The organism is Gammaproteobacteria bacterium, from assembly GCA_028817225.1.
Lineage (GTDB): Bacteria > Pseudomonadota > Gammaproteobacteria > Poriferisulfidales > Oxydemutatoraceae > Oxydemutator.
On the sequence record JAPPQC010000043.1, the window covers coordinates 1 to 13238 of the forward strand.

Sequence of the window (13238 nt, forward strand, 5' to 3'; positions counted from 1 at the left end):
TCGCGAGGGCGGCCACACGGTGGGCGCCGGCGTCGTGACGAAGGTCGTCAAATAACGCCGCGGCGCGGCAACACGGCGAGGCAACGGCAACACGGCGGCATTGAGACATGGAACCACAACAAACCAGCCAGAGAATACGGATACGCCTGAAAGCGTTCGATTACCGCCTGCTCGACAAGTCGGTGCACGAGATCATCGAGACGGCGCGGCGCACCGGCGCCCGCATCAAGGGGCCGATTCCGTTGCCGACCCGCATCGAGCGCTTCACCGTGCTGATTTCGCCGCATGTGGACAAGGACGCGCGCGACCAGTATGAAATCCGCACCCACAAACGCATCATTGACATCCTCGACCCGACCGAAAAAACGGTGGACGCGCTGATGAAACTCGACCTCGCGGCGGGCGTCAATGTGCAGATCAAGTTGAATTGAGGCAGGCGATGGCGCTCGGATTGATAGGCAAAAAAGTCGGCATGACCCGCGTTTTCTCGGAAGACGGGCGCTCGGTCGCGGTGACGGTCGTGCACGCGCCCGCCAACCGCGTCGCCCAGGTCAAGACCGTCGAGAACGACGGCTACCGCGCGATGCAGCTGACCGCCGGCCAACGCAAGCCGTCGCGGGTGGCGAAGCCGCTGGCCGGGCACCTGAAAAAAGCCGGCGTCGAGGCCGGCGATGTCATCCGCGAGTTCCGCGTCGGCGAGGACGACCTGAAGCAGGTCGGCGACACCATCGGCGTGGACATCTTCGAGGCGGGGCACAAGGTCAGCGTCACCGGCGTCAGCCAGGGCAAGGGTTTCGCCGGCGCCATCAAGCGCCACGGTTTCCGCAGCCAGGACGCCAGCCACGGCAACTCGCTGGCGCACCGCGCGCTGGGCTCGGTCGGCCAGTGCCAGATGCCGGGGCGCGTGTTCAAGGGCAAGAAAATGCCGGGGCAGATGGGCGCCGCGCGCGTGACGACGCGCAACCTGGAAGTGGTGCGCGTGGACAGCGAAAAGGAACTGCTGCTGATTAAGGGGGCGGTGGCCGGCAGCCGCGGCAACACCGTCGTCGTGCACCGCCGCATGGAAGGGGCCGATGATTGAACTGCGGCTGGACGGCGGCGGCTCGATGAAGGTCGCCGAAGGCGTGTTTGACAGCGACTACAACGAGGCGCTGGTGCACCAGGCGGTCGTCGCGTTCCTGGCCGGCGCGCGCAGCGGCACGCGCGCGCAGAAAAGCCGCTCGGATGTCGCCGGCGGCGGGCGCAAGCCGTGGCGCCAGAAGGGAACCGGCAACGCCCGCGCCGGCAGCAACCGCAGCCCGCTGTGGCGCGGCGGCGGACGCGCCTTCGCCGCGCGCCCGCGCAACTTCGCCAAAAAGGTCAACCGCAAGATGTACCGCGGCGCGCTGCGCTCGCTGCTGTCGGAACTGTACCGCCGCGGCTGTTTGCACATCGTCGAGGAACTGACCGTGGCCGAGCCGAAGACCAGGCTGCTGGCCGGCAAACTGCGTGACTACGACTTTGAATCGGTGCTGATTGTGACGCCCGAACCCGACGAAAACCTCGTGCTCGCCGCCAACAACCTGCCGGGCGTCGGCGTGCTGCCCGCGACCCGCCTCGACCCGGTCAACCTGCTGCGCTTCGGCCATGTGCTGGCGGCGCGCGGCGCCGTCGAGAAAATCCAGGAGTGGCTGGCATGAAAGTGACGCTGCCGACCGAGAAGGCGCGCAAGGTCATCGTGGCGCCGCATGTCTCGGAGAAATCCACCAACGCGATGGTCGCCAACCAGCATGTGTTCCGGGTGCTGCCGGGCGCGACCCGCAACGAGGTGCGCCGGGCCGTCGAGACCTGCTTCGATGTCAAGGTCAAAAAGGTCAACCTGCTGAATGTCAAGGGCAAGCGCAAGGGCGCCGGGCGCCGCCGCGGACGCCGCGTCAACTGGAAGAAGGCCTATGTCGCGCTGCAACCCGGCTACAGCATCAACCTGACCGGTTCGGACTGAGGCGTGCGAAGATGACGGTCATCAAATCCAAACCGACGACGCCGAGCAGGCGCTTCATCGTCAGCCTCGACCGCGGCGAACTGCACAAGGGCGGCGGCCACCGCCCGCTGCTGCAAAAGAAAACCGGCGGCGGCGGGCGCAACAACCGCGGGCGCATCACCGTGCGCCACAAGGGCGGCGGCCACAAGCGGCGCTACCGCGTGATGGACTTCAAACGCGCCAAGGACGATGTGGCGTGCCGCGTCGAGCGCATTGAATACGACCCCAACCGCAGCGCCCGCATCGCGCTGCTGGTGTACGACGACGGCGAGCGCAGATACATCATCGCCCCCGCCGGCCTCAAGCCGGGCGAGCGGCTGGTTTCCGGCGCCGCCGCGCCGGTCAAGACCGGCAACGCGATGCCGCTGGCGAACATGCCGATGGGCGCCGTCGTCCACTGCATTGAGTTGAAACCGGGCAAGGGCGCGCAAATCGCGCGCAGTGCGGGTACAATGGCGCAGTACATCGCGCGCGAGGGCGGCTTCGCCACGCTGCGGCTGCGCTCCGGCGAGATGCGCCGGGTGCCGGATTCGTGCCGCGCGACCATCGGCGAAGTCGGCAACAACGAACACAACCTGGTCAAACTGGGCAAGGCCGGCGCGAAGCGCTGGCGCGGCGTGCGCCCGACGGTGCGCGGCGTCGCGATGAACCCGGTGGACCACCCGCACGGCGGCGGCGAGGGCAAGACCTCGGGCGGCAGGCACCCGGTGACGCCGTGGGGCAGGCCGACCAAGGGCTGCAAGACGCGCAGCAACAAGGCGACCGAGCGCTTTATCGTGCGCCGCAAGAAACGATGACAGGATGACGCAAAAACATGGCCCGTTCACTCAATAAAGGTCCGTTTGTTGACGACCACCTGATGAAGAAAGTGCTGAAAGCGCTGGAATCAAGGGACAAGAAGCCGATCAAGACCTGGTCGCGGCGCTCGATGGTCGTGCCCGACATGGTCGGGCTGACAATCGCCGTGCACAACGGGCGCAACCACATGCCGATTCACATCAACGAGCAGATGGTCGGGCACAAACTGGGCGAATTCGCGCCGACGCGCACCTTCAAACAGCATTCCGGCGACCGCAAGGTCAAGGGCGCGGCCTGAGCGGTGGCGGTGATGGAAGTTTCCGCCAGATTGAGGGCCTGCCGCGTGTCGGCGCGCAAGTGCCGCCTCGTCGTGGACCGCGTCCGCGGGCTGGCCGTCGGCGACGCGCTTGAACTGCTGCGCTTCGGCAGGACGCGCCCGGCGTTTTATGTGCTGAAGGTGCTGGAGTCGGCCATCGCCAACGCCGAGAACAACGAGGGCGCCGACATTGACGAACTCAAAATCAAACGCATCACCGTGGACGAAGGCCCGGTGATGAAGCGTTTCCGCCCGCGCGCGAAGGGCCGCGCCTCGGCCATCATCAAGCGCACCAGCCACATCGGCCTGGTGCTGAGCGACGCCTGAGGACGGCATGGGCCAGAAAGTTCATCCGACGGGTTTCCGGCTGGGCATCGTAACCGACTGGTCGTCGCGCTGGCTCGCCGAACGCGGCGACTACGCGAGGATACTCCACAGCGACCTCGAGATACGCGAATACCTGCAACGCAAACTGGCGCACGCCTCGGTCAGCCACATCCAGATCGAGCGCCCCGCCGGCGCCGCGCGCATCATCATCCACACCGCGCGCCCCGGCATCGTCATCGGCAAGAAGGGCGAGGACATCGAGGCGCTGCGGCGCGAGATTGCGCGGCGCATGGAACTGGCGCTCGGCAGCGTGCAGTTGAACATCGAGGAAATCCGCAAGCCGGAGATGGACGCGGCGCTGGTCGCCGAAAGCGTCGCCCGCCAACTGGAGCGGCGCATCATGTTCCGGCGCGCGATGAAGCGCGCGGTGCAAAACGCGATGCGCCTCGGCGCGCAGGGCATCAAGATCGCGGTCGCCGGGCGCCTCAACGGCGCCGAGATTGCGCGTTCCGAGTGGTACCACGAGGGCCGCGTTCCGCTGCACACGCTGTCGGCGCGCATTGACTACGGCTTCACCGAGGCGCGCACGACCTACGGCATCATCGGCGTCAAGGTCTGGATTTACGGCGGCGACGCGGCGCCGATTGACGGCGCCGCCGCCAAACCGGCGCGCCCGGCGAAACCGCCGCGCCCGCCGCGCCCGCCGCGCCCGGCAAAACCGGCGGCGGCCTGAGGACGGGAGACGACGATGCTGCAACCGAAAAAAACCCGCTACCGCAAACAGCACAAGGGCCGCAACCGCGGCCTCGCCGTCAACGGCAACAAGGTCAGTTTCGGCGAGTACGCGATGAAGGCGACGACGCGCGGGCGCATCACCGCGCGCCAGATCGAGGCCGCGCGCCGCGCGATGACCCGCTATGTCAAGCGCGGCGGCAAGATATGGATTCGCATCTTCCCGGACAAGCCGATTACCAAGAAGCCGCTGGAGGTGCGCCAGGGCAAGGGCAAGGGCAATGTTGAGTACTGGGTCGCGCCGGTGCAGCCCGGCAAGGTGCTGTATGAAATCGAGGGCGTCAGCGAGGAGGTCGCGCGCGCGGCGTTCCGGCTGGCCGGCGCCAAACTGTCGGTCAAGACGGCGTTCGTCGCCAGAGGAATGATGTGATGAAGGCGAAGGAACTCAGGGACAAGGACGAAGAGGCGTTGCACCGCGAATTGCAGGAATTGACCGAGGCGCGCTTCAAACTCGGCCTGCAGGGCAAGAGCCAGCAGACCAGAAACCCGCACCGTTTCCGCACGCTGCGGCGCGACATCGCGCGCATCAAGACCGTGCTGAGAGAGCGCATGACCGGAGAGGCGGCGTCGTGAGCACGCAGGAAGGCAACTTGCAGGAAGGCGGCGTGCGCGAAAGCAGCGCGGGCGAAGGCAACATGCGCGAAAGCAACGCGGGCGAAGGCGGCGTGGAAGGCGGCGTGCGTGAAAGCAACGCGGGCGAAGGCAACATGGAAAACAACGCGCCCAAAGGCGAACAGCGCACGCTGACCGGCAGCGTCGTCAGCGACCGCATGGACAAGACCGTCACGGTGCTGGTGCGGCGCCGCTTCCCGCACCCGGTGTACGGCAAATACATCACCCGCAGTTCCAAACTCAAGGCGCACGACGAGGACAACGAGGGCCGCATCGGCGACATCGTAACCGTCGCCTCGTGCCGGCCGCTGTCGAAATTCAAATCGTGGCGCCTCGTCGAGGTCGTCAAGAGGGCGCCGCAGGGCGGGCCGTCATGATCCAGATGCAGACACTGCTGAATGTGGCCGACAACAGCGGCGCCCGCAAACTCCAGTGCATCAAGGTGCTGGGCGGGTCGCGCCGCCGCTACGCCAACATCGGCGACATCATCAAGGTCAGCGTCAAGGACGCCATCCCGCGCAGCCAGGTCCGCAAGGGCGAGGTGTACAACGCCGTCGTGGTGCGCTCGTGCAAGGGCGTGCGCCGCGGCGACGGCTCGCTGATTCGCTTCGACAACAACGCCGCGGTGCTGCTGAACACCCAGTTGCAGGTCATCGGCACCCGCATCTTCGGCCCGGTGACGCGCGAGTTGCGCACCGGGCGCTTCATGAAAATCATCTCGCTGGCGCCGGAGGTTCTGTGATGAACAGGATACGCAAGGGCGACGAGGTCGTCGTCATCGCCGGGCGCGACAAGGGGCGCCGTGGCAGGGTGCTGCGGGTGTCGCCGGCGGACGGCAAGGTGCTGGTCGAGAACATCAACATCGTCAAGAAGACGGTGCGCCCCAACCCGAACACCGGCGAGGCCGGCGGCATCGTCGAGCAGGAGCGCCTGCTCGACGCCTCCAATGTGATGCTGTTCAACCCCGAGACCGGCAGGGGCGGGCGCGTCGGTTTCAGGGCCGGCGACGACGGGCGCAAGACGCGCTATTTCAAGTCCGGCGGCAAGGAGGTTGCCTGACATGGAAACACAACTGGAAAAAACCTGGAAAAAGGAGACCGCCGCGCGCCTGATGAAGCAACTGGGCCACGCCAACCCGATGCAGACGCCGCGCCTCGTCAAGATCACGCTGAACATGGGCCTCGGCATGGCGGCGCGCGAGCGCGCCGTGCTGGCCGCGGCGATGAAGGAACTGGCGCTGATTTCGGGGCAGCAGCCGTCGGTCACGCGCGCGCGCAAGTCCATCGCCGGCTTCGGCATCCGCGACGGCTGGCCAATCGGCTGCCGCGTCACGCTGCGCCGCGCCAGGATGTACGGTTTCTTCGAGCGCCTCGTCAACATCGCGATTCCGCGCATCCGCGACTTTCGCGGCCTCAGCCGCAAGTCCTTTGATGGGCGCGGCAACCTGACCATCGGCGTCCGCGAGCAGATTGTGTTCCCGGAGATAGACTACGACAAGGTGGACCAGTTGCGCGGGCTGGACATCGCCATCACCACCAGCACCGCGTCCGACGAGGAAGCCGGCCATTTGCTGGCGGCAATGAACTTTCCGTTCAGGGACTGAAGACATGGCAAAAGCCTGCATGATTGAAAGAGAAAAGAAGCGGCGCAAGACCGTCGCCCGGCTGCGCCGCAAGCGCCTCGCGCTGAAGGCCGCGCTGAAAAACCCCGCCGCCGATTACGACGAGCGGATGCGCGTCATCGCGCAACTGCAAAAGCTGCCGCGCAACGCCAGCCCGTGCCGCCTGCGAAACCGCTGCCATGTAACCGGCAGGCCCAAGGGTTATTACCGCAAGTTCGGCCTTGGCCGCAACAAACTCCGCGAATACGCGATGCTGGGCTACATCCCCGGCCTCGTCAAATCCAGTTGGTGAGGGCGGGCGAATGAGCATGAGCGATCCGGTGGCGGACATGCTGACGCGCATCCGCAACGCGCAGGGCGCCGGCCTGCCGGCGGTGGAGATGCCGGCCTCGAAGATGAAGGCGGCGATTGCGAAGACGCTGCGCGAGGAAGGCTACATCGCCGATTACAGCACCGGCGACGGCGACGGCGGCCACCGTCGCCTTAAAATCACGCTGCGCTATTACGAGGGCAAGCCGGTCATCTCTTCAATACGGCGCGTCAGCAGGCCGGGCCTGCGGGTGTACCGCGGCGTGGACGACCTGCCGGTCGTGCTCGGCGGCGCCGGCACCGTCATCATCGCCACCTCCAGGGGCGTCATGAGCGGGCGCCAGGCCAAGGCCGCGCGCCACGGCGGCGAGATCATCTGCGTGGTGGAGTAGGCCGGTGTCGAGAATCGCGAAAAAACCGGTGGCCATTCCCGACGGCGTCCAGGTCGCCATCGAGGGCCGCACTGTCCGCGCCAGCGGGCCGAAGGGCGAGGGCAGCGTCGCCGTCCACGACCTCGTCTCGTTCGAGCGCAACGGCGACTGCATCGAGTTCGGCGCCGCCGCCGGCGGCATGGCGATGGCCGGCACGATGCGCTCGCTCGTCGGCAACCTGATGACCGGCGTCAGCGAGGGTTTCCGGCGCAAACTGGAATTGCAGGGCGTCGGCTACCGCGCGCAGATGCAGGGCGGGCGCCTCAACCTGCAACTGGGCTATTCGCACCCGGTCGAGTACGCGTTTGACGACAGCGTGACCATCCAGACCCCGAGCCAGACGGAAATCGTCGTCGAGGGCGTGGACAAGCAGAAAGTCGGGCAGGTCGCCGCCGAGATTCGCGCGCTGAGGGCGCCCGAACCGTACAAGGGCAAGGGCGTGCGCTATGCCGGCGAGCAGGTCCGCCGCAAGGAAGCGAAGAAGAAATAACACGCCGGCGAAAGGAACACGATGATGAACAAGAAGACCGCCCGGTTGAGGCGCACGCGCAAGACCAGGAACCGCATCCGCCGCTGCGGCGCCCACCGGCTGTGCGTGCACCGCACGCCGCGCCACCTGTACGCGCAGATCATCGCGCCGGACGGCGCCGACACGCTGGCGTGCGCGTCCACGCTTGAGCGCGGCCTGGCCGGCGACGGCGGGCGCAAAGACGCCGCCGGGCGCATCGGCGCGGCCATCGCCGAACGCGCGCTGAAGAAGGGAATCCGCGAAGTGGCCTTCGACCGCTCCGGCTTCAGTTACCACGGGCGCATCAAACTGCTGGCCGAGGCCGCGCGCGCCGGCGGGCTGCAATTCTGAACAAGGGAAAGGAGAACGATGTCCAACGTTGAAAAAGCGGAATTGACCGACGGCCTGCTCGAGAAACTGGTCGCCATCAACCGCGTCGCCAAGGTCGTCAAGGGCGGGCGCCAGTTCGGCTTCACCGCGCTGACCGTTGTCGGCGACGGCAACGGCAAGGCCGGCATCGGCTACGGCAAGGCGCGCGAGGTGCCGGTCGCAATCCAGAAGGCGATGGAGGCCGCGCGCAAGCGGATGGTCGAGGTGCCGCTCAACAACGGCACGCTGTTCTACCCGCTGATTGGCAGGCACGGCGCCTCCCGCGTGTACATGTCGCCGGCCTCCGAGGGCACCGGCATCATCGCCGGCGGCCCGATGCGGGCGGTGTTCGAGGTGCTCGGCGTGCACAATGTGCTGGCCAAGTGCCTCGGTTCGAGAAACCCGATCAACATGGTCAACGCGACCTTTGAGGGCCTGCAAAAGATGCAGTCGCCGCGGCAGATTGCCGCGCGCCGCGGCAAGAGCGTCGAGGAGATTACGCAATGGCGTCCGGACACCTGAAAGTAACGCTGGTCAGGAGTCTGAGCGGGCGCCTTCGCAAGCACAAGGCGTGCGCGCGCGGCCTCGGCCTGCGCCGCACGCACAGCAGCGCGCGCGTCGCCGACACGCCGGAAAACCGCGGCATGATCGCCAAAATCCCGTACCTGCTGAAGGTCGAAGACGATGCGTGAGCGGCTGCCCGAAGGCATGCAGCGCGGCCTGCGGCTTGATGAACTGTCGCGCGGCGGCTGGCGCCGCCCGCGCAAGCGCGTCGGGCGCGGCAACGGCTCGGGTCACGGCACGACCTGCGGGCGCGGCGTCAAGGGCCAGAAGTCGCGTTCCGGCGGCTACCACAAGGTCGGCTTTGAGGGCGGGCAGATGCCGATACAGCGCCGCCTGCCGAAAATCGGCTTCCGCAGCGCGAAGAGCCGCCTGAACGCCGAGGTGCGCCTCGGGAGTCTGGACGCGCTCGGCGACATCAAGACCTTCGACCGCGAGGTCCTGGTCGGCGAAAAACTGGCGCCGCGCGGCGCGAAGCGCATCAAGGTCATCCTGTCGGGCGAGATCAAGCGGCCCGTCGTGCTGCGCGGCCTCGCCGTGACGGCGAACGCGCGCAAGGCGGTCGAGGCCGCCGGCGGCAAGGTCGAGGAGGAATAGGGCGGTGGCGACGACGGCTTCCAGCATCGCCAGCATGGCCGGCGCCGGGCGCTTCACCGAATTGCGAAAGCGCATCGGTTTCGTGCTGCTGGCGCTGGTGCTGTTCCGGCTCGGCAGTTTCATTCCGGTGCCCGGCGTGGACCCGGTGCAGATGGCGCAGTTCTTCGAGCAGCAGAGCGGCACGATACTGGCGATGTTCAACATGTTTTCCGGCGGCGCGCTCGAGCGCCTCAGCATCTTCGCGCTCGGCGTGATGCCGTACATCTCGTCGGCCATCATCATGCAGTTGATGACGGCGATTGTGCCGTCGCTGAAAGAACTGAAGAAAGAGGGCGAGCAGGGCCGCCGCGTCATCATGAAATACACCCGCTACGGCACCGTCGGCCTCGCCACCTTCCAGGCCATCGGCGTCGCCGTCGCGCTGCAGGGGCAGAATGTCGCCTACATCACCGGCCCGACCTTCATCCTGACCGCCGCGGTGTCGCTGGTTACCGGCACGATGTTCCTGATGTGGCTGGGCGAGCAGATTAACGAGCGCGGCATCGGCAACGGCATCTCAATCATCATCTTCGCCGGCATCGTCGCCGGGCTGCCCGCCGCCGCCGGCGGCACGCTGGAACTGGCCAACACCGGCGAGTTGTCCACCCCGCTGGTGATGCTGATACTGGCGCTGGCCATCGCCGTCACGATGTTTGTCGTGTTCGCCGAGAAGGGGCAGCGCCGCCTCGTCGTCAACTACGCACGGCGCCAGCAGGGGCAGCGCATTTACGCCGCGCCGTCGAGCCACCTGCCGCTGAAACTGAACATGGCCGGCGTCATTCCGCCGATTTTCGCGTCGAGCATCATTCTGTTTCCGGCGACCCTCGGGCAGTGGTTCGGGCGCGCCGAGGGCCTCGGCTGGCTCGGCCAGTTGTCCAACACGCTGGCGCCGGGGCAGCCGCTCTACATCGCGTTCTACGCGCTCGCCATCGTCTTTTTCTGCTTCTTCTACACCGCCATCGTGTTCGACGCCAACGACACCGCCGACAACCTCAAGCGCGGCGGCGCCTTCATTCCGGGCATCCGCCCCGGCAACCAGACCGCGCTCTACATTGACCGCGTGCTGAGCCGGCTGACGGTGATGGGCGCGATTTACATCACGCTGGTCTGCCTGCTGCCGGAATTCCTGATTCTGTCGTGGAATGTGCCGTTTTATTTCGGCGGCACCTCGCTGCTGATCATCGTCGTCGTCGTCATGGACTTCATGTCGCAGGTCCAGAACCAGTTGCTGTCGCAGCAGTACGAAGGCCTGCTGAAGAAGGCCAACCTGAAGGGCGCGAGGCGCCGGGGGCCGTGACATGAAAGTCCGGGCATCGGTCAAGCGCATCTGCCGCAACTGCAAACTGATACGGCGCAAGGGCGTGGTGCGGGTCATCTGCACCGACCCGCGCCACAAGCAGCGCCAGGGATGAGCGCGGCTGTGGCAATTATGGCTGGCGATTTGGCGAAAAACGCGCTATCATACCCGGTTTTGGATTACTGACATGGCACGAATCGCAGGCATCAATGTCGCCGACCGCAAGCATGCCGAAATCGCCCTGACCGGCATTTTCGGCATCGGCAGAACCCGCGCGCGCGAAATTTGCGCCAAAACCGGCGTCGGCGGCGGCGTGCGCGTCAAGGACCTCGGCAAGGACGAGCTTGAAAAACTGCGCGCCGAAGTCGCCAACTACACGACCGAGGGCGACCTGCGGCGCGAGGTCAACCTGAACATCAAGCGCCTGAAAGACCTCGGCTGCTACCGCGGCATCCGCCACCGCCAGGGCCTGCCGGTGCGCGGCCAGAGAACCCGCACCAACGCGCGCTCCAGCAAGGGGCCGCGCCGCCCGATCAAGAAGTAGGCGGCATGGCGGCAAAAACCACATCGTCCGGGCGCAAAAAGGCGAAGAAGAACATCCCCGAAGGCATCGCCCACATTCACTCGTCCTTCAACAACACGGTGGTCACCATCACCGACCCGCAGGGCAACACGCTGTGCTGGTCGAGCGCCGGCTCCGCCGGTTTTCGCGGCTCGCGCAAGAGCACGCCGTTCGCGGCGCAGGTCGCCGCCGGCAAGGCCGGCGAGGCCGCCGTCGAGCACGGCGTCCGCAGCCTCGAGGTCAATGTGCGCGGGCCGGGGCCGGGGCGCGAGTCGGCGATACGCGCGCTGCACGCCGCCGGTTTCCGGATTACGCGGGTGGTGGACACGACGCCGCTGCCGCACAACGGCTGCCGCCCGCCGAAGCGGCGGCGCATCTGAGGACGGGCGATGGCGCGATACCGCGAATCCACCTGCAAACTGAGCCGGCGCGAGGGCACCGACCTGATGCTCAAGAGCCGCGCCCGCTCGATCGAGGAGAAATGCAACATGGCGCGGCTGCCGGGGCAGCACGGCGACCGCCGTTCGCGCCTGTCCGACTACGGCCTGCAACTGCGCGAGAAGCAGAAACTGCGGCGCATGTACGGCGTGCTCGAGCGCCAGTTCCGCAACTACTACAAGAAGGCGGCGTCGCGCCGCGGCGCCACCGGCGAGAACCTGCTGCGGATGCTTGAAAGCCGCCTCGACAATGTGGTCTGGCGCATGGGCTTCGGCTCGACCCGCGCCGAGTGCCGCCAGTTGATCAGCCACAAGGCCGTCAGCGTCAACGACCGCGTCGTCAACATTCCGTCGTACCAGGTGAAGCCGTCCGATGTCATCGCCATCACCGAACGGGCGAAGAAGCAGTTGCGGATACGCGACGCGCTCCAGGTCGCCGAGCAAATCGGCTTTTCCGACTGGGTCGAGGTGGACGCCGCGGCCATGACGGGCGTCTTCAGGAACTACCCGGAACGCTCCGAACTGCCGCCGGAAATCAATGAATCCCTCGTCGTCGAACTGTATTCCAAATAAACCCGGCAGCGCCGCCAACCCGGAGAACCACCCCGTGAACTATGTCAACAACCTGCTGAAACCGCAACTGGTGGATGTGCAGACCGTCTCGGATACGCAGATGCGCGTCGTGCTGCAACCGCTGGAGCGCGGCTTCGCCCACACGCTCGGCAACGCGCTGCGCCGCATCCTGCTGTCCTCGATCGAGGGCGCCGCCGTGGTCGAGGCCCGCATCGAGGGGGTTTTGCACGAATACACGACGATTCCGTCGGTGCAGGAGGATGTCGTGGACATCCTGCTGAACCTGAAGGGGCTGAACCTCAGGCTGCACGACAAGGACGAGGCCAGGGCGGTGCTGCGAAAGAGCGGCAGGCACATCGTGACCGCCGCCGACATCGAGACCGACGGCAGCGTCGAGATTGCGAACAAGGGCCATGTCATCGCCCATGTCATGGACAAGGGCGCGCTCAACATTGATATGGTCATCCGCAAGGGCTGCGGCTACCGCCCGTCGTCGGCGCACCGCGCCGCCGTTGACGACGAAGACGAGGGCGAATCGGTCGGGCGCCTGCCGCTGGACGCCAATTTCAGCCCGGTCAAGCGCGTGACATACAGCGTCGAGAGCGCGCGCGTGGACGAGCGCACCGACCTCGACAAACTGATTATTGAACTCGAGGGCGACGGCACCATCGGCGCCGAGGAACTGATACGCCAGGCCGCGACAATCCTCTACTCGCAACTGCAGGCGTTTGTGGACTTCGAGCAAATCCGCATCGCCGACGAGGAGCAGGAGAAGGGCGGCGTGGACCCGATTTACATGAAGCCGGTGGACGACCTGGAACTGACGGTGCGCTCGGCCAACTGCCTGAAAGCGGAGCGGGTGTATTACATCGGCGACCTGGTGCAGCGCACCGAGATGGAACTGCTGAAAACCCCGAACCTCGGCAAGAAATCGCTGATTGAAATCAAGGATGTGCTGGCCGAGCACAACCTGACGCTCGGCATGATCATCGAGGGCTGGCCGCCGCCCAACCTGCCGGCGGCGCCGGTGCCGGCGGCGTCGCCGCTGGCCCGGGGCTGACGCGGAGGC

27 protein-coding genes are annotated in these 13238 nt (G+C 66.4%); all 27 read left to right on the top strand.

Translation table 11 applies throughout. The features are described from left to right. The first annotated feature begins 107 nt into the window (after nt 1–107). The 27 genes from rpsJ (at nt 108) to rpoA (ending at nt 13229) form a co-directional block, all read left to right on the top strand. Nucleotides 108–431, top strand: a complete 324-nt coding sequence (gene rpsJ, locus OXU50_05790) for a 30S ribosomal protein S10 (GenBank protein ID MDD9869386.1) — start codon at nt 108–110, stop codon at nt 429–431. 8 nt (nt 432–439) lie between these two features. Further along, nucleotides 440–1081 (top strand): 50S ribosomal protein L3, encoded by a 642-nt coding sequence (gene rplC, locus OXU50_05795; protein MDD9869387.1) that lies wholly within the window; start codon nt 440–442, stop codon nt 1079–1081. Further along, on the top strand, nt 1077–1679 hold the full coding sequence (gene rplD / locus OXU50_05800) for a 50S ribosomal protein L4 (GenBank protein ID MDD9869388.1): 603 nt from the start codon (nt 1077–1079) through the stop codon (nt 1677–1679). Before rplC ends, rplD begins: the two co-directional genes overlap by 5 nt. Before the next feature lie 8 nt (nt 1680–1687). Beyond that, the gene (gene rplW / locus OXU50_05805; GenBank protein MDD9869389.1) at nt 1688–1981 is read left to right on the top strand and encodes a 50S ribosomal protein L23; all 294 of its coding nucleotides are present in this window, start codon (nt 1688–1690) and stop codon (nt 1979–1981) included. Nucleotides 1982–1992: 11 nt separating this feature from the next. Beyond that, nucleotides 1993–2817 (top strand): 50S ribosomal protein L2, encoded by an 825-nt coding sequence (gene rplB, locus OXU50_05810; GenBank protein ID MDD9869390.1) that lies wholly within the window; start codon nt 1993–1995, stop codon nt 2815–2817. A gap of 17 nt (nt 2818–2834) precedes the next feature. Then, on the top strand, nt 2835–3116 hold the full coding sequence (gene rpsS / locus OXU50_05815) for a 30S ribosomal protein S19 (protein MDD9869391.1): 282 nt from the start codon (nt 2835–2837) through the stop codon (nt 3114–3116). A 12-nt stretch (nt 3117–3128) separates the two neighbouring features. Next, entirely contained in the window at nt 3129–3461 is a 333-nt protein-coding gene (gene rplV / locus OXU50_05820) for a 50S ribosomal protein L22 (GenBank protein ID MDD9869392.1), read from the top strand. 7 nt (nt 3462–3468) lie between these two features. Then, a complete protein-coding gene (gene rpsC, locus OXU50_05825; protein MDD9869393.1) occupies nt 3469–4194 on the top strand; it encodes a 30S ribosomal protein S3 in 726 nt (241 codons plus the stop codon). A 15-nt stretch (nt 4195–4209) separates the two neighbouring features. After that, nucleotides 4210–4623 carry a 50S ribosomal protein L16 gene (gene rplP, locus OXU50_05830; protein ID MDD9869394.1) on the top strand — a complete coding sequence of 138 codons (414 nt, stop codon included), beginning with the start codon at nt 4210–4212 and terminating at the stop codon, nt 4621–4623. After that, nucleotides 4623–4826, top strand: a complete 204-nt coding sequence (rpmC, locus tag OXU50_05835; GenBank protein MDD9869395.1) for a 50S ribosomal protein L29 — start codon at nt 4623–4625, stop codon at nt 4824–4826. Before rplP ends, rpmC begins: the two co-directional genes overlap by 1 nt. A 134-nt stretch (nt 4827–4960) precedes the next feature. Continuing rightward, nucleotides 4961–5242, top strand: coding sequence for a 30S ribosomal protein S17 (gene rpsQ, locus OXU50_05840; GenBank protein ID MDD9869396.1), 282 nt, complete (start codon nt 4961–4963; stop codon nt 5240–5242). Next, complete coding sequence (gene rplN, locus OXU50_05845) at nt 5239–5607, top strand: 50S ribosomal protein L14 (GenBank protein ID MDD9869397.1); 369 nt, start codon at nt 5239–5241, stop codon at nt 5605–5607. Before rpsQ ends, rplN begins: the two co-directional genes overlap by 4 nt. Next, nucleotides 5607–5924 carry a 50S ribosomal protein L24 gene (gene rplX / locus OXU50_05850; protein ID MDD9869398.1) on the top strand — a complete coding sequence of 106 codons (318 nt, stop codon included), beginning with the start codon at nt 5607–5609 and terminating at the stop codon, nt 5922–5924. The genes rplN and rplX overlap by 1 nt, the downstream gene beginning before the upstream one ends. A 1-nt stretch (nt 5925) precedes the next feature. Continuing rightward, nucleotides 5926–6468, top strand: a complete 543-nt coding sequence (gene rplE / locus OXU50_05855) for a 50S ribosomal protein L5 (GenBank protein ID MDD9869399.1) — start codon at nt 5926–5928, stop codon at nt 6466–6468. A gap of 4 nt (nt 6469–6472) precedes the next feature. Next, complete coding sequence (rpsN, locus tag OXU50_05860) at nt 6473–6778, top strand: 30S ribosomal protein S14 (protein ID MDD9869400.1); 306 nt, start codon at nt 6473–6475, stop codon at nt 6776–6778. A 10-nt stretch (nt 6779–6788) separates the two neighbouring features. Continuing rightward, a complete protein-coding gene (gene rpsH, locus OXU50_05865) occupies nt 6789–7187 on the top strand; it encodes a 30S ribosomal protein S8 (protein MDD9869401.1) in 399 nt (132 codons plus the stop codon). 4 nt (nt 7188–7191) lie between these two features. Next, nucleotides 7192–7716, top strand: coding sequence for a 50S ribosomal protein L6 (rplF, locus tag OXU50_05870; protein MDD9869402.1), 525 nt, complete (start codon nt 7192–7194; stop codon nt 7714–7716). A 24-nt stretch (nt 7717–7740) separates the two neighbouring features. Continuing rightward, nucleotides 7741–8085, top strand: coding sequence for a 50S ribosomal protein L18 (gene rplR, locus OXU50_05875; GenBank protein ID MDD9869403.1), 345 nt, complete (start codon nt 7741–7743; stop codon nt 8083–8085). An 18-nt stretch (nt 8086–8103) separates the two neighbouring features. Beyond that, nucleotides 8104–8625 carry a 30S ribosomal protein S5 gene (gene rpsE / locus OXU50_05880; protein MDD9869404.1) on the top strand — a complete coding sequence of 174 codons (522 nt, stop codon included), beginning with the start codon at nt 8104–8106 and terminating at the stop codon, nt 8623–8625. Then, entirely contained in the window at nt 8607–8795 is a 189-nt protein-coding gene (gene rpmD, locus OXU50_05885; GenBank protein ID MDD9869405.1) for a 50S ribosomal protein L30, read from the top strand. The genes rpsE and rpmD overlap by 19 nt, the downstream gene beginning before the upstream one ends. 28 nt (nt 8796–8823) lie before the next feature. Further along, nucleotides 8824–9261, top strand: a complete 438-nt coding sequence (gene rplO, locus OXU50_05890; GenBank protein ID MDD9869406.1) for a 50S ribosomal protein L15 — start codon at nt 8824–8826, stop codon at nt 9259–9261. A 34-nt stretch (nt 9262–9295) separates the two neighbouring features. Continuing rightward, nucleotides 9296–10597: a preprotein translocase subunit SecY gene (secY, locus tag OXU50_05895; protein ID MDD9869407.1), complete on the top strand. Its 1302-nt coding sequence runs from the start codon at nt 9296–9298 to the stop codon at nt 10595–10597. Between the two features lies 1 nt (nt 10598). Continuing rightward, nucleotides 10599–10712 (top strand): 50S ribosomal protein L36, encoded by a 114-nt coding sequence (rpmJ, locus tag OXU50_05900; protein MDD9869408.1) that lies wholly within the window; start codon nt 10599–10601, stop codon nt 10710–10712. A 72-nt stretch (nt 10713–10784) separates the two neighbouring features. After that, entirely contained in the window at nt 10785–11141 is a 357-nt protein-coding gene (rpsM, locus tag OXU50_05905; GenBank protein MDD9869409.1) for a 30S ribosomal protein S13, read from the top strand. Nucleotides 11142–11146: 5 nt separating this feature from the next. Further along, nucleotides 11147–11539, top strand: a complete 393-nt coding sequence (gene rpsK, locus OXU50_05910) for a 30S ribosomal protein S11 (GenBank protein MDD9869410.1) — start codon at nt 11147–11149, stop codon at nt 11537–11539. A 9-nt stretch (nt 11540–11548) separates the two neighbouring features. After that, nucleotides 11549–12169 (top strand): 30S ribosomal protein S4, encoded by a 621-nt coding sequence (gene rpsD, locus OXU50_05915; protein ID MDD9869411.1) that lies wholly within the window; start codon nt 11549–11551, stop codon nt 12167–12169. A gap of 34 nt (nt 12170–12203) precedes the next feature. Beyond that, nucleotides 12204–13229, top strand: a complete 1026-nt coding sequence (gene rpoA, locus OXU50_05920) for a DNA-directed RNA polymerase subunit alpha (protein MDD9869412.1) — start codon at nt 12204–12206, stop codon at nt 13227–13229. The last annotated feature ends 9 nt before the right edge of the window (nt 13230–13238 follow it).

Bases quoted from the DNA above. Each gene is read 5' to 3' on its own strand.
- rpsM (MDD9869409.1), top strand. From the start codon at position 10,785: ATGGCACGAATCGCAGGCATCAATGTCGCCGACCGCAAGCATGCCGAA.
- rplN (MDD9869397.1), top strand. From the start codon at position 5,239: ATGATCCAGATGCAGACACTGCTGAATGTGGCCGACAACAGCGGCGCC.
- rpmC (MDD9869395.1), top strand. From the start codon at position 4,623: ATGAAGGCGAAGGAACTCAGGGACAAGGACGAAGAGGCGTTGCACCGC.
- rpmD (MDD9869405.1), top strand. From the start codon at position 8,607: ATGGCGTCCGGACACCTGAAAGTAACGCTGGTCAGGAGTCTGAGCGGG.
- rpsN (MDD9869400.1), top strand. From the start codon at position 6,473: ATGGCAAAAGCCTGCATGATTGAAAGAGAAAAGAAGCGGCGCAAGACC.
- rplC (MDD9869387.1), top strand. From the start codon at position 440: ATGGCGCTCGGATTGATAGGCAAAAAAGTCGGCATGACCCGCGTTTTC.
- rpsC (MDD9869393.1), top strand. From the start codon at position 3,469: ATGGGCCAGAAAGTTCATCCGACGGGTTTCCGGCTGGGCATCGTAACC.
- rplB (MDD9869390.1), top strand. From the start codon at position 1,993: ATGACGGTCATCAAATCCAAACCGACGACGCCGAGCAGGCGCTTCATC.
- rplX (MDD9869398.1), top strand. From the start codon at position 5,607: ATGAACAGGATACGCAAGGGCGACGAGGTCGTCGTCATCGCCGGGCGC.
- secY (MDD9869407.1), top strand. From the start codon at position 9,296: ATGGCCGGCGCCGGGCGCTTCACCGAATTGCGAAAGCGCATCGGTTTC.
- rpsJ (MDD9869386.1), top strand. From the start codon at position 108: ATGGAACCACAACAAACCAGCCAGAGAATACGGATACGCCTGAAAGCG.
- rpsE (MDD9869404.1), top strand. From the start codon at position 8,104: ATGTCCAACGTTGAAAAAGCGGAATTGACCGACGGCCTGCTCGAGAAA.
- rplP (MDD9869394.1), top strand. From the start codon at position 4,210: ATGCTGCAACCGAAAAAAACCCGCTACCGCAAACAGCACAAGGGCCGC.
- rpsK (MDD9869410.1), top strand. From the start codon at position 11,147: ATGGCGGCAAAAACCACATCGTCCGGGCGCAAAAAGGCGAAGAAGAAC.
- rplE (MDD9869399.1), top strand. From the start codon at position 5,926: ATGGAAACACAACTGGAAAAAACCTGGAAAAAGGAGACCGCCGCGCGC.
- rpsQ (MDD9869396.1), top strand. From the start codon at position 4,961: ATGGAAAACAACGCGCCCAAAGGCGAACAGCGCACGCTGACCGGCAGC.
- rpsH (MDD9869401.1), top strand. From the start codon at position 6,789: ATGAGCATGAGCGATCCGGTGGCGGACATGCTGACGCGCATCCGCAAC.
- rpmJ (MDD9869408.1), top strand. From the start codon at position 10,599: ATGAAAGTCCGGGCATCGGTCAAGCGCATCTGCCGCAACTGCAAACTG.
- rpsS (MDD9869391.1), top strand. From the start codon at position 2,835: ATGGCCCGTTCACTCAATAAAGGTCCGTTTGTTGACGACCACCTGATG.
- rplR (MDD9869403.1), top strand. From the start codon at position 7,741: ATGAACAAGAAGACCGCCCGGTTGAGGCGCACGCGCAAGACCAGGAAC.
- rplV (MDD9869392.1), top strand. From the start codon at position 3,129: ATGGAAGTTTCCGCCAGATTGAGGGCCTGCCGCGTGTCGGCGCGCAAG.
- rpsD (MDD9869411.1), top strand. From the start codon at position 11,549: ATGGCGCGATACCGCGAATCCACCTGCAAACTGAGCCGGCGCGAGGGC.